This is a genomic window from Methylobacterium brachiatum, from assembly GCF_020523825.1.
Taxonomy (GTDB): Bacteria; Pseudomonadota; Alphaproteobacteria; order Rhizobiales; family Beijerinckiaceae; genus Methylobacterium; species Methylobacterium brachiatum.
In genome coordinates, this window is record NZ_JAJALK010000007.1 from 182800 (window position 1) to 194689 (window position 11890).

Sequence of the window (11890 nt, forward strand, 5' to 3'; positions counted from 1 at the left end):
TCACCGCAGCTCGATGCGGCCGCCGACGGATCGGGTGCCCTCGGCCACCTCCCGCGGCTGCGCCGGGGGGGCCGCGGCCCGGTCGCCCGGTTTCCGGTCGGTCTTCTGCGTGGCCTTGTCGGCGCCGCCGGCATCCGGCCGCGCCTCGCCGGCGGGGGCGCGCTCGACCGTGCGGAACAGGCCGTTGAGCCCGCCGATCACCTCGAAGGAGCGGCGCGAGAGCTTGCCGTAGGCGCTGGCATTGGGGTCGAGCGGGGCGGTGGGCCCGCCGGACGCCTGCTGCTGGGCGGCGCGGGGATTGTCCTTCAGGCCGGGCAGGCCCTTGATCTCGATGCCCTGATGGGCCGGCTCCATCACGTCGTGCCAGAGCTGGGCCGGGAGCGAGCCGCCGGTGAGCTTGTTGGTCGAGGTGTGGTCGTCGTTCCCGAACCAGACCGCGCCGACGTAATTGCCGGTGTAGCCGACGAACCAGGCATCCCGGTAGGCATTGGTGGTGCCCGACTTGCCGGCGACCTTCACGCCTTCCAGCTGCGCGCGCTTGCCAGTGCCCTCCTCGACGACCTTGTTGAGCATGAAGTTCATGTCGGCCACCACCTGGGGCGACAGAACCCGATCCGGCGGCTCGTCGGCATGGCGGTAGATCACCTCGCCCGACGAGTTCTTCACCTCCATGGCCGCATAGGGCTTGGCCTTGAAGCCGCCATTGGCGAACACCGCGTAGCCGGCCGCCTGGTCGATCACCGTCACCTCGTCCGAGCCGATCGGCATCGAGACGGTGTCGATCAGGTTCGAGGTGATGCCCATCCGGTGGGCGGTCTCGATGATCTTGGCGCGCCCGGCCTTGGCGGCCCGGGCCTCGTGGCTGATGCCCATGGCCTTGCCCAGCGCGATCGAGATCTTGATCGGGATCGTGTTGATCGACTTCGCCACCGCGAGCCACATCGGCACCCGGCCGGCATAGGACCGGCCGTAATTCTGCGGGCACCAATTGCCGATGCAGACCGGACTGTCGACCACCACGGTCTCGGGCTTGTAGAGGCCCGAGGCGAGGGCGGCGGAGTACACGTAGGGCTTGAACGAGGAGCCGGGCTGACGCAGCGCGTCGGTGGCGCGGTTGAACTGGCTCTCGCCGTAATCGGCGCCGCCGACCATGGCGCGCAACGCCCCGTCCGGGTCGAGGATGACCATGGCGGCCTCGTCCACGTCGAAGGCGTCGCCGGACTTGCGCAGGATGTCGGCGACCACGTCGTCGGCCCGCTTCTGGATCGCGAGGTCCAGGGGCGTCTTCACGGTGAGCACCCGGTCGCTGCGGAGCTTGCCCGCATCGGCCATGCCCTTGATCTCGCCGAAGGCCCAATCGAGGTAGTAATCGGCGGTGATGTCCCGGGTGCGGGTCACCGGCGTCGCCGGGTTGCGGAGCGCCGTCTGGATCTGGCCCTCGGTGACGAAGCCGGCCTCGACCATGTTGTGCAGCACGTCGGCCGCCCGGGCGCGGGCGGCGGGCAGGTTGACGTGCGGCGCGTATTTCGTCGGCGCCTTGAACAGGCCCGCCAGCATGGCCGCCTCGGCCAGGCTGATGTCCTTGAGCGGCTTGCCGAAATAGTAATCCGCCGCCGCCACGGCGCCGAAGGTGCCGCCGCCCATATAGGCGCGGTCGAGATAGAGCTTCAGGATCTCGTTCTTGGTCAGGTGGCTCTCCAGCCACAGGGCCAGGAACGCCTCGTTGATTTTTCTTTCGAGCGAGCGCTCGTTCGTCAAAAAGAGATTCTTGGCGAGCTGCTGGGTGATCGAGGAGCCGCCCTGGGTGTTGCCGCCGCCGCGCGAGTTGTTCACCAGCGCCCGCAGGGTGCCGATCGGGTCGATGCCCCAATGCTCGTAGAAGCGCCGGTCCTCGGTGGAGACCAGCGCCTTGATCATGATGTCGGGAAACTCGTCGAGCTTGAGCGAGTCGTCGTGCTTGATGCCCCGCCGCCCGACCTCCGTGCCGTAGCGGTCGAGGAAGGTCACCGCGAGGTCCTGCTGCTTCAGCCAGTTCTCGCTGGTCAGCTGGAAGGCGGGCTGCGCGAAGGCCAGCAGCAGCACCGCGCCGCCGGCGCCGAGGGTGACGGCCTCGCTGGTCAGGTCGAGCGCAAACCGCTTCCAGCCATGCACCGCGAACCGGCTCATGACCCGCTGGTAGCGCTCGTAGGCCGCGCCGGTGGACCGACCACTGTCGTACAGGCCGGCATTGACCCAGGCATCGAACGCCAGGGCGGCGCGCTCGATGCGGATCTTGATCTCGGTGAGCGTCGGCAGGCGCACGTTGTCGGACCCGGCTTGTCGAGCGCCTCTGCGGCGGATCTTGGCGGCGAAGGATCGAGCGCCCGCGCCGCGGGCCAGGATCCCGCGGCCGAGACACCGCGCGGCGAGCCCTTCCTTAGCAGGATCCGGAACGGTCGGCGAGGCTCTGCGCAGTCTCGTGATTCGCCGCAGGCCGGGCCGCTTGCCCCGCGGCGTCGGCTCGGGCAGAGACACGCTCTTCCCGATCGCGAGATTAACCGATGTCCAAGCCCGAGGCGCTGCGCCGCGGGGTCGCCGAGCCGTTCTGGCGGACCAAGACCCTCGAAGCCATGACGCCGTCCGAGTGGGAGAGCCTGTGCGACGGGTGCGGTCGCTGCTGCCTGATCAAGCTCGAGGACGACGAGACCGGCGAAGTCCACCACACCGATATCGGCTGCACCCTGCTCGACGGCCTGACCTGCCGGTGCCGCGACTATGCCCGGCGCCAGAAGCGCGTGCCCGATTGCGTCCGCCTGACCCCGGAGGCGGTGCGCACCATCCCCTGGTTGCCGCCGACCTGCGCCTATCGCCTCATCCGGGACGGCGAGCCGCTCTATCCGTGGCATCCCCTGGTCTCGGGCCGCGCCTCCAGCGTGCACGAGGCCGGCATCTCCATCCGGGGCCGGCTCGCCGGCAACGAGGAGGAATTTTCCGACGACGAGCTTCCGGACCGGATCGTGGCCTGGCCGGGAGCGGATCCGGACGCGCCGTGAACCTCAGGCGAGCCCGGCGCGGCGGCCGAGCAGCCGGCCGCCCGCGAGGCCGTTGAGCCCGATCACCCCGACGACCGCGACCGCGTGGATCAGCAGATCCACCGCGGTGGCATCATGCGGATGAAACGGCATCAGCAGCGTCGCGGCCGCAGCCGCAGCGGCCAGCCCGCCCAGGGCTGCCGTCAGGCTCGGCCGGAGCGGGCAGGCGCGGCGCAGCATCACCACGATCAGCACCGAGAGCGGCACCGAGACGCAGACCAGGAAGCTGAAGCAGCCGGCGACCTCTTCCGGATGCGGCTGGCCGGTGCCGGGGGCGATCCAGTCGCGCAGGCAGCCGAACCCGCTCGCCCCGATCCAGAGGGCCAGCGGCGGCAGCGGCAGCAGCGCCCAGAGCTTGGAGCGGCCGGGCACGCTGGTCGCGAAAGCCGCGAAGGCCGCGCTCGCGGCGGTCAGCGCCGCGCCCAGCGCCGCGCAGGCGAGATCCGGCACGCCCATGCGCAGCATGAAGCCGCTGGTGTCGATCCGGCTCGCCAGGATCAGCCCGATGAGCAGAGCCGCGCCGAGCCACAGAGCGGCGCGAAGAGCGGGAGAAGGCAGCGGCCGGACCGGCTTCAGGTTGCCGGCGAGTTCCTCGACGAGCCGCTCGTGACGGGCCAGATCGGCCATCAGCGCCGCTCCTGCATCAGGTTGGCGCGCAGGGCCTTCAGGGCCCGGTGCAGGTTGACCTTGAGGGCGCCCTTGCTGCGCCCGGTGAGGACCGCGGTCTCGTCCAGCGACAGCTCGCGCAGGCCGAGATGTTCCACGGCCTGCCGCTGACCGTCCGGCAGGGACGCGACGGCGCGCGCCAGGGCGGCGGCGCGGTCGCGCGCCTCGAGACCCTGGCCGGGCTCGGGGCCGGGATCGGCCTCGGCCTCGTAGGCGAGGGGATCGTGAACCTCCCGCGGCCGCCGGCCGGCCCGGCGCAGGCGGTCGATCGCCCGGCGCTGGGTGATGGCGCGCAGCCACGGCAGGAACGGCCGCGCCGGATCGTAGCTGGCGCGCGCCCGGTGCACGGTCATCAGCGTGTCCTGGACGACGTCGTCCACGGCCTCGCCGCGCACGCCCTGCGCCCGGGCGATCGCCGAGACGACGGGCAGGCAGGCCTTCAGCAGGGCGCGATACGCGGCCGCGTCGCCACCCTGCGCGGCCGCCATCATGGCGGCCAGTTCCCCTTCGAGCGCCATGCGGGCCCCGCCGCCGATCCGTTCCCCGGCCTGCATCGAGTCTAGCCCGGGGTTGGCGTCCGGCGCCAGCACCCATCCGCCCCCCGCCAAGCCACCCGCCAAGCCACCCGACATGGACAGCATCATCGCAGCCCCCCCGCGACAGCGCCGGGGCGCTCGTCGAGGCGGGCCGCGCCCAGGATGCGGCCATCCTCCGCCTGCAGAAGCAGGGCCGCCGTCTCGCCGGCGGGCGCGGCGGCCTCGACGGTCGCGGCGGCGCCGGACCAGGGGCCGAGATCCTGGATCGCCCGGACGACGTTGGCCTGCTCGAGGGTGCGCCCGGCATTCTCGCCGCGCAGGACCCGGCTGGTGTGGCTCGGGTCGAAGCCGATCAGCAGGACCCGGCCGGCGCCGCGGCCCGCCCCGACCCGGGCGGTGAGGCGGCCGCCGTCACGCGCCAGCGTCACCGGGACCGACGTCCCGGCGCTCCGCGCCTGCGCGATTGCCGACCGCAGCGCGGCCTCGTCCGACCCGACGAGGCCCGCCTGGCCGTCGATCACCGCCTGTGGCGTGTAGCTCGGGCCGCCGAACCGGGCGGCGTAGTCGTTCTGTCGGGCGGTGGCGGCCGGCAGCGAATAGGGGTCGCGCCAGTCGAGATGGTTCCAGTAGGTGACGTGGAAGGCCAGCGGCAGCACCTCCGCACCTTCATGGGCGAGCCGGCCGATCAGCGCCTCCGCGGGCGGGCAAGACGAGCAGCTCTGCGAGGTGAACAGCTCGACGACGACGGGGCGCTCCAGCGATACGGCCGGGCGCACGGCGGCGAGCATCAGGGCAGCGGAGATCAACGCGACGCTTTTCATGGCCGGGCCTCCCGACACCGGCGGAGAGTGCCGGCGCGTGACCGATCTTTCGGCCGGATGCCGGCGCCGGTTACGCCCGATCGGATCCGTCGAGCTCGAACCGATCCACGTCCCGCAGCAGCTCGACGAAGGCGGCGGCACCGTGATCGAGCGCGGTCCGGCCGGCCGACGCGGAGCCCAAGCGGGCGTCGCCCATAGCTCCGGAGGGGTGCAGGTCGCCGGCCTTCCAGGCGAAAGCGGCGGGCCGGCCGGCGCGCAGATGGGTGAAATCCCGGACCATGGCGCGATTGCGCGGCGGGAAATCGGCGATCCGGTCGGTCCGCACCAGATCCGGCCGCAGGGCCAGCATCAAAGCGGTCTCGACGCCGCCGGCATGGATGCCGTACGCGATCTCGTCGGCGGGAAACAGTCCGTCCGGGTAGCCGAACCGGGCCCAGGATGTCGTGACCGCGACGAGGCCGTACTGCGCCCGAAGGTCGCCGGCCACGAGATCGATCAGGGCGCTGTTGCCGCCATGGCTCGTGACGATCACCAGCTTGCGGCACCCGGCGCGCCGGATCGCGGCGCCGATCCCGGTCCAGGCCGCCAGGGCCGTCCCGGTATCGAGCGAGAGCGTGCCCGGAAAGGCGTCGTGCTCGTCGGATTTGCCGATGGTCTGGACCGGCAGCAGCAGAACGTCGAGGTCGTCAGGGACCAGCGCGCGGACGCAAGCGAGGTAGCCCTCGGCGATGATCGCGTCCGTGCCGAGCGGCAGGTGCGGGCCGTGCTGCTCGATGGCGGCCACCGGCAGCACCGCAACGGCGCGCCGCATGTCGCGCCGCGCCAGATCGTCCGTGGTCAGATCGGACCAGAGCCGCGCCACCATGATCCTGGCCTGGACCTTCCCTCGAAACCACCGTTCGGCGCCGGTTGCCGACGGCGATCTATACCGCCCAAGCGCCCCGCGTCGAATGCCGGTCGACCGATTTGGAGCCGGTCAGGCGAAGAGGGCGTCGATGTCGTTCTGGGACGGGGTTTCCTCGACGGCCTGGGGGCCGTTGAGGAGCAGGTTCTCGGCACGGGCGCGGCGGGCCAGCTCCGCCGGATCGGTGGAGGTGGCATCGCGGGCCTTCACGGCGCCCACGAAGCGAGCGAGCCGCTGCTCGAACAGCCGCAGGGCCTCGACCACCTTGGCGATGCGCTGGCCGGTGATGTCCTGGAACGCGCAGGCCTCGAAGATCGTGTTGATTCGCTCCTCGACCGCATCCCGGTAGCCCGGCCCGTCCGGGAGGCTCAGCATCGCCTCCGCGGCCTCCATGATCGTGTTGGTCGCCCCGGCCGTGGCCTCGACGACGCTGCCGAGCTCCTCATGGGCCATGGGGATCCGGTCGCGGCTCATCTCGTTCGCCCGGAGCGCGCCGATCTCCTCGCGCAGGTGGGCGATGTAATCCGCGATCTCGATCAACTCGGAGATCACGGCGTGCGGCTCACGGAACCGCATATCGGGCTGGCGCGCGGCGGATGAAGCCATGCTCTCCTCCTGGGATCGGCGACCATCGATGCCGGCGGCATCGCTCTTGGGCGTCTTCCGGCGTGCCGAGGGCTTCGCCGGAGGGCGCGTGGGACGTGCCACGGAACTCATCAGTTCCCGCAGACGGCCTCGATCTTGGATTTGAGCGTCGCCGCGTTGAAGGGCTTCACGATATAATTGTTCACGCCGGCCTTTTTGGCCGCGATGACGTTTTCAGTCTTCGATTCGGCGGTGACCATGATGAACGGCGTGGTCCGCAGGTTCTCGTCCGCCCGCACGTGCCGGAGGAGCTCGTAGCCGGTCATCGGCTCCATGTTCCAGTCGGAGATGACCAGGCCGTACTTGCGGTCCTTGAGCCGCGCCAGTGCTGCCGTACCATCAGACGCGTCGTCGACCTCCTCGAAGCCGAGTTGCTTCAGTAGATTCCGAATGATTCGGACCATCGTCTGGTAATCGTCGACAACGAGGATCGGCATGCTCAGATCGAGAGCCATAGACCAACTGCTCCGTATTGCCCGGCGGGAAGCCGCGGCGGCTCCCGGAAAGATGAACGCTTCACTAACGCCGCAAAATAGCCGCGCTGCACAGCATTTAAAATAGGGCACGCGCATTGCGAAGCCGTTAATCTGCAGGTGTGTCATTCGCGGCCGGCTCCTGCAATGTCGCAGCGCGGTCGCTTCGCTTGACCCTCCGGGCGGGTTTCGGCAGGGTCCGGCGGCGTCGGGCCTGACGCGGACAGCTCAGGCGCTTCCATCCGACCCTTCCGAGTCTCCGACCCCGAATCGATGGCCTCAGGCGACGAACCGGCCATGCGGCCCTTCACGATTTGCGGCGCGGACGCTCCGGTCCCGCCCGCCCTGTCCGGCGCGGTCGCGGCGATCGGCAATTTCGATGGCGTCCATCGCGGTCACCGGGTGCTGGTCGAGAACGTGCGCGCGGCGGCGCGCGAGGCCGGCCGGCCGGCGGCGGTGCTGACCTTCGAGCCGCATCCGCGCGCCTATTTCGCACCCGACGCGCCGATGTTCCGCCTGACCTCGCTGGCCGCGAAGGAGATCGTGTTCGCCCGTCTCGGCCTCGACGGGCTGATCGTGCGTCGCTTCGACGGCGCGCTGGCCGCCACGAGCGCGCGCGCCTTCGTGCTCGCGTTCCTCAAGGGCTCGCTCGGCCTGTCCGGGGTCGTGGTCGGCCACGATTTCCATTTCGGCCGTGGCCGCGAAGGCACGCCGGCAATCCTGGCGGAGCTCTGCCGCGAGGCGGGGCTCGGCTGCCGGATCGTGGAGCCGGTCGCCCTCGGGGGCGAGACGGAGCCGGTCTCGTCGAGCGCGATCCGCGCGGCCCTGGCCTCGGGCGACGTCGCCCGGGCCAACGCGCTGCTCGGCTATCGCTGGTTCGTGCTCGGCCAGGTCCGTCACGGCGACAAGCGCGGGCGCCAGCTCGGCTTCCCGACCGCCAACGTGATGCTGCCCGATTGCGGCCTGGCGCACGGTATCTACGCGGTGCGCGTGCGCCTCGGGCCGGGCGAGATCCGCGACGGGGTCGCGAGCTACGGGCGCCGCCCGACCTTCGACGACGGCGCGCCGCTGCTGGAAGTCTACCTGTTCGATTTCGCGGGCGACCTCTACGGGCGGGAGATCGCGGTCGAATGCGTCGGCTACATCCGCGGCGAGGAGCGGTTCGACAGCGCCGAGGCGCTGATCGCGCGCATGCATATCGACGCCGACACGGCCCGGTCCCTGCTGACCGCCGACCGGACCCCATCGATGCTCGCCTGATTCTCCGAACGCGTGAGATGATGTAGAAGGCGGGCCTGATCAGGAGGCGGATGTGCTGGGTCGCTACGAGCGTGGACAGAACGGCGAGGCGGTCGTCGAGTACGGGGACGGCACCATGCGGGTGGTCAAGCCCGGCAGCTTCGTGCGCTGCGCGGTCACGGGCGAGTCGATCCCGCTGGACGGGTTGCGCTACTGGAGCGCCACGCGGCAGGAAGCCTACGTGTCGCCCGAGGCGATCATGAAGCGCCTCAAGGAAACCGGACGTCCGTAGCCTCCGACAGCGCCTGCCGGATCTGGCGGCGCAGCGCCTCCGGATCACCCGGTACGAGGCGCACGCGCAGCACGTCGACCCGGGTCGCGAAGGCGGCGGGCAGCCGCACGGCATCCTTCTCGGTGGTCACGAGATCCGCACCGAGCCGGGCCGCCTCCGCGGCGAGCGCGGCGAGATCCGCGTCGCGATAGGGGTGATGATCCGGGAAGGGCCGCTCGGCCGCGATCACGGCGCCGGTCCCGCGCAGCGTCGCGAAGAACTTTTCGGGCCGGCCGATCCCTGCAAAGGCCAGGCAGCGCCGACCGGCGAAATCGGCACCCTCCGGGATCAGCTGCGCCTGGTGGACCGGCACCCCGCGGCGCGCCGCGATCTCTGCAACCCCCGCGCCGGGCGCGCCGTCGCCGACGAGGATCAGGCCCGCGATATGGGGCCATTGCCGCGCGAGCGGCGCGCGCAGGGGACCGGCCGGGAACGGGCGGCCGTTGCCGATGCCGGCGCCGCCATCGACCACCGCCCAGGCGAGATCCTTGGCGAGCGACGGATTCTGCAGCCCGTCATCCATGACGATCACGTCGGCGCCGAGGCTCCGGCACAGCGCCGCCCCGGCCAGGCGGTCCCGGGCTACGATTGTCGGCGCGTGGCGGGCGAGGAGCAGCGGCTCGTCGCCGACATCCGCGGCGGCATGACCGTCGGGATCGACCCGGACCGGGCCGGCGAGACGCCCGCCATAGCCCCGGGACAGGAAGGCCGGTTTTCGGCCGAGCTCCGTGAGCAGGGCGGCGACCGCGATCGCGGCGGGCGTCTTGCCGGCCCCGCCGAGGGTGAAGTTTCCCAAGCACAGGACCGGGCAGCCGGCTCTGGCGCCGGGCCGATCCATGCGCCGGGCGGTGAGCGCGCCGTAGGCCGCGCCGAGGGGTGCGAGGCACCGCGCGGCCGGGTGGTCGGCCCCCGCCGTCCAGAAGCGCGGTGGCCGCATCAGGCCCGCGCGAGCGGCCGCGCGAGATCGCCCCGGTCGAGCCGCTGAAGCTTCATCTGCGCCACGAAGGGTTCGAGCACCGCGAGCGTGCGCCCGACCGCCCCCTCGAACGGCCGCAGCGCCCCCGGACCGGCCTGGACCATGCCGGCGAGACGCCTCGGATCGCCCAGGACCTCGCCGACCATGGCGGCCAGCTCGACGCCGTCCTTGACCGGCAGGGCGGCGCCGGCCCGGTCGAGGGCGCGATAGACCGCGTCGAAATTGTCCGTGTGCGGCCCGTGCAAGATCGCGGTGTCGAGGCGCACCGGCTCGATCGGGTTCTGGCCACCATGCGGGACGAGCGAGCCGCCGAGGAAGGCCAGCGGTGCGAGCCGGTAGAACAGGCCCAGCTCGCCGATCGTGTCGGCGACGTAGATCTCCACGGACGGATGGGGCCGACCGCCGCTGGAGCGTCTGGCGCTGCGCAGAGTGTAGGCCGCCGCGGCTTCGGCCGCTTCGGCGCCGCGGCTCGGATGACGGGGAGCGAGGATCGTCAAGAGCTTCGGAAACTGCGCCTTCAGCACCGCATGGGCGTAGGCGACCATGCTGTCCTCGCCCGGATGGGTGCTCGCCGCGACCCAGACCGGCCGGCCGGCGATCATGCCCTCCAGATAGGCGCGTTGCTGCGGATCGACCGGCGGGACCTGGGCGTCGAATTTCAGGTTGCCGGTGATGCTGACCCGGGGCGCGCCGAGCTTGGCGTAGCGCGCGCCGTCCTCCTGGGTCTGCGTCAGGCAGACCGCGATCCGCGACAGCAGGGCCTTGGCGGTGCGCGGGCAGCGCTCCCAGCCCTTGAACGATCGCTCCGACATCCGGCCGTTGACCAGGATGAGCGGGATCTCGCGGGCGTCCAGCTCCAGGATCGTGTTCGGCCAGATCTCGGACTCGGCCACGATGGCGAGGTTCGGCTGCCAATGGGCGAGGAACCGCGCGACCCAGCGCGGCGCGTCGAGCGGCACGTATTGGTGCACCGCCCCGGGCGGGAGCCGCCCCCGGATCAACTCGGCAGCCGAGCGGGTGCCGGTGGTCACCAGCACCGAGAAGCCTCGGGCGATCATGCCCTCCACCAGACCGATCAGCGACAGGACCTCGCCGACGCTGGCGCCGTGCATCCAGGCAAGCGGCCCGACCGGACGGGCCCGGCCCGGCAGGCCGCGCCGCTCGGGCAGCCGCAGCGGATCCTCCTTGCCGCGATGGGCACGCCAGGCGAGGAGGCCCGCCAGGGCGGGCTCGCCGACCCGCAGGCCGGCACGGTAGACCTGCAACGGCAGGGTCACGGACGGGAGCTTCACGCGGATTCTCCGACCGGATCGACACCCGCGGCCGGCGGCGTGCTGCGATAGAGCGCTGCGCGGTCGGCACGTCCCACCAGCGCGTAGGCGCGGGCATGGACCCGGTTCATCTCGGCTTCGAGGCGCCGCCGCAGCGCCTCGAACTCCTCGCCGGCGCAATCGCGGGCGACGTAGATCGGCGCGCCCAGCACAACCGCGCCCCGCCCGAACGGCAGACCGAGACAGGCCCGGTCCCAGGATTTGAAGCGCAGGTGCCGGCTCGTCACCACGGCGGCCGGGACGATCGGCCGGCCCGAGAAGCGTGCCAGCGTCAGGATCCCGGCATCGCAACGGCGTGAGACCTTCGGCACGTCCGCGCTGAAGGCTACGGACTCGCCGGCCTTGAGGGCCCGCAGCATCGCCCGCAACCCCTCGGCCCCGCCCTTGGCGCGGGTATCGGTCGCCCGGTCCCGGCCCCGGGCGCCGGAGGCCCGGATCACCCGCACGCCGAGATGCTCCAGCGCGATCGTGTTGATGTTGCCGTCCGGGCTCTTCGAGATGATCGTGGCCACCCGGTCGCTCGGCCGGCGCATGAACGGCATCATGATGTGCTGCCCGTGCCACATCCCGGCGATGAGCGGCACCTGCGCGTCGATCCACCCATCCGCGGCACCGGGGCCGGCCGCATCGGCATGGACCTCGAAGCGGTTCGTGGCCTGCACGAGCCGCAGATACCCGGCCGCCATGCGCCCGAGGATGCGCTGGACGGCGGGATGGCGAAGGATGCGCTTGCCGAGACTCATGAGACGCTTGTGGCAGCCGGAGCGGCGCAGCCCGAACGGACCGGGCGGGGATTCGTCCGCCCACGGTCTAGTCCCCTGGCCCGCGCCAACGCAACTCGCGCGCCGCCGGGGATAGCGAATCGTCCCTTCGTCGTGCGCCCGCTCCGCGGAAGCT

Annotated in this window: 13 protein-coding genes; 3 read left to right on the forward strand and 10 right to left on the reverse strand. The window is 71.5% G+C overall.

Going from position 1 to position 11890, the window contains the following annotated elements; translation table 11 throughout:
- Positions 1-2301 (reverse strand): transglycosylase domain-containing protein, encoded by a 2301-nt coding sequence (locus LGR69_RS17580; RefSeq protein ID WP_122159301.1) that lies wholly within the window; start codon positions 2299-2301, stop codon positions 1-3.
- Between the two features lie 239 nt (positions 2302-2540).
- Here LGR69_RS17580 and LGR69_RS17585 point away from each other — a divergent pair, with 239 nt between their 5' ends.
- Positions 2541-3032 carry a YcgN family cysteine cluster protein gene (locus LGR69_RS17585; RefSeq protein WP_007560010.1) on the forward strand — a complete coding sequence of 164 codons (492 nt, stop codon included), beginning with the start codon at positions 2541-2543 and terminating at the stop codon, positions 3030-3032.
- Positions 3033-3035: 3 nt separating this feature from the next.
- Here LGR69_RS17585 and LGR69_RS17590 read toward each other — a convergent pair whose 3' ends face one another.
- The 6 genes from LGR69_RS17590 to LGR69_RS17615 all read right to left on the reverse strand — a co-directional run bounded on the left by LGR69_RS17590 (position 3036) and on the right by LGR69_RS17615 (position 7098).
- Positions 3036-3698, reverse strand: coding sequence for an NrsF family protein (locus LGR69_RS17590; protein ID WP_230366827.1), 663 nt, complete (start codon positions 3696-3698; stop codon positions 3036-3038).
- Positions 3698-4255, reverse strand: coding sequence for an RNA polymerase sigma factor (locus tag LGR69_RS17595; RefSeq protein WP_230366873.1), 558 nt, complete (start codon positions 4253-4255; stop codon positions 3698-3700). The genes LGR69_RS17590 and LGR69_RS17595 overlap by 1 nt, the downstream gene beginning before the upstream one ends.
- 122 nt (positions 4256-4377) lie before the next feature.
- The gene (locus tag LGR69_RS17600) at positions 4378-5094 is read right to left on the reverse strand and encodes a DUF1223 domain-containing protein (protein WP_230366828.1); all 717 of its coding nucleotides are present in this window, start codon (positions 5092-5094) and stop codon (positions 4378-4380) included.
- A gap of 70 nt (positions 5095-5164) precedes the next feature.
- Positions 5165-5959: a creatininase family protein gene (locus LGR69_RS17605; protein WP_230366829.1), complete on the reverse strand. Its 795-nt coding sequence runs from the start codon at positions 5957-5959 to the stop codon at positions 5165-5167.
- Positions 5960-6070: 111 nt separating this feature from the next.
- A complete protein-coding gene (locus tag LGR69_RS17610; RefSeq protein ID WP_007560015.1) occupies positions 6071-6604 on the reverse strand; it encodes a protein phosphatase CheZ in 534 nt (177 codons plus the stop codon).
- Positions 6605-6714: 110 nt separating this feature from the next.
- On the reverse strand, positions 6715-7098 hold the full coding sequence (locus LGR69_RS17615) for a response regulator (RefSeq protein WP_007560016.1): 384 nt from the start codon (positions 7096-7098) through the stop codon (positions 6715-6717).
- Positions 7099-7389: 291 nt separating this feature from the next.
- On the opposite strand from LGR69_RS17615, the gene LGR69_RS17620 reads away from it, so the two are divergent.
- Positions 7390-8376, forward strand: coding sequence for a bifunctional riboflavin kinase/FAD synthetase (locus tag LGR69_RS17620; RefSeq protein ID WP_230366830.1), 987 nt, complete (start codon positions 7390-7392; stop codon positions 8374-8376).
- A gap of 52 nt (positions 8377-8428) precedes the next feature.
- Complete coding sequence (locus LGR69_RS17625; protein ID WP_007560020.1) at positions 8429-8647, forward strand: DUF2093 domain-containing protein; 219 nt, start codon at positions 8429-8431, stop codon at positions 8645-8647.
- Here the strand turns inward: LGR69_RS17625 and lpxK are convergent.
- The 3 genes from lpxK to LGR69_RS17640 are packed head-to-tail and all read right to left on the reverse strand — an operon-like array spanning position 8625 to position 11736.
- Positions 8625-9623 (reverse strand): tetraacyldisaccharide 4'-kinase, encoded by a 999-nt coding sequence (gene lpxK / locus LGR69_RS17630; RefSeq protein ID WP_230366831.1) that lies wholly within the window; start codon positions 9621-9623, stop codon positions 8625-8627. The genes LGR69_RS17625 and lpxK overlap by 23 nt on opposite strands.
- Positions 9623-10954 carry a 3-deoxy-D-manno-octulosonic acid transferase gene (locus LGR69_RS17635; RefSeq protein WP_230366832.1) on the reverse strand — a complete coding sequence of 444 codons (1332 nt, stop codon included), beginning with the start codon at positions 10952-10954 and terminating at the stop codon, positions 9623-9625. The genes lpxK and LGR69_RS17635 overlap by 1 nt, the downstream gene beginning before the upstream one ends.
- The gene (locus LGR69_RS17640) at positions 10951-11736 is read right to left on the reverse strand and encodes a lysophospholipid acyltransferase family protein (RefSeq protein WP_230366833.1); all 786 of its coding nucleotides are present in this window, start codon (positions 11734-11736) and stop codon (positions 10951-10953) included. The genes LGR69_RS17635 and LGR69_RS17640 overlap by 4 nt, the downstream gene beginning before the upstream one ends.
- Positions 11737-11890: the final 154 nt, after the last annotated feature.

Excerpts from the sequence above, each read along its gene's own strand:
- LGR69_RS17585 (WP_007560010.1), top strand. The coding sequence starts at position 2,541 with ATGTCCAAGCCCGAGGCGCTGCGCCGCGGGGTCGCCGAGCCGTTCTGG.
- LGR69_RS17590 (WP_230366827.1), bottom strand. The coding sequence starts at position 3,698 with ATGGCCGATCTGGCCCGTCACGAGCGGCTCGTCGAGGAACTCGCCGGC.
- LGR69_RS17595 (WP_230366873.1), bottom strand. The coding sequence starts at position 4,255 with ATGGCGCTCGAAGGGGAACTGGCCGCCATGATGGCGGCCGCGCAGGGT.
- LGR69_RS17600 (WP_230366828.1), bottom strand. The coding sequence starts at position 5,094 with ATGAAAAGCGTCGCGTTGATCTCCGCTGCCCTGATGCTCGCCGCCGTG.
- LGR69_RS17605 (WP_230366829.1), bottom strand. The coding sequence starts at position 5,959 with ATGGTGGCGCGGCTCTGGTCCGATCTGACCACGGACGATCTGGCGCGG.
- LGR69_RS17610 (WP_007560015.1), bottom strand. The coding sequence starts at position 6,604 with ATGGCTTCATCCGCCGCGCGCCAGCCCGATATGCGGTTCCGTGAGCCG.
- LGR69_RS17615 (WP_007560016.1), bottom strand. The coding sequence starts at position 7,098 with ATGGCTCTCGATCTGAGCATGCCGATCCTCGTTGTCGACGATTACCAG.
- LGR69_RS17620 (WP_230366830.1), top strand. The coding sequence starts at position 7,390 with ATGGCCTCAGGCGACGAACCGGCCATGCGGCCCTTCACGATTTGCGGC.
- lpxK (WP_230366831.1), bottom strand. The coding sequence starts at position 9,623 with ATGCGGCCACCGCGCTTCTGGACGGCGGGGGCCGACCACCCGGCCGCG.
- LGR69_RS17640 (WP_230366833.1), bottom strand. The coding sequence starts at position 11,736 with ATGAGTCTCGGCAAGCGCATCCTTCGCCATCCCGCCGTCCAGCGCATC.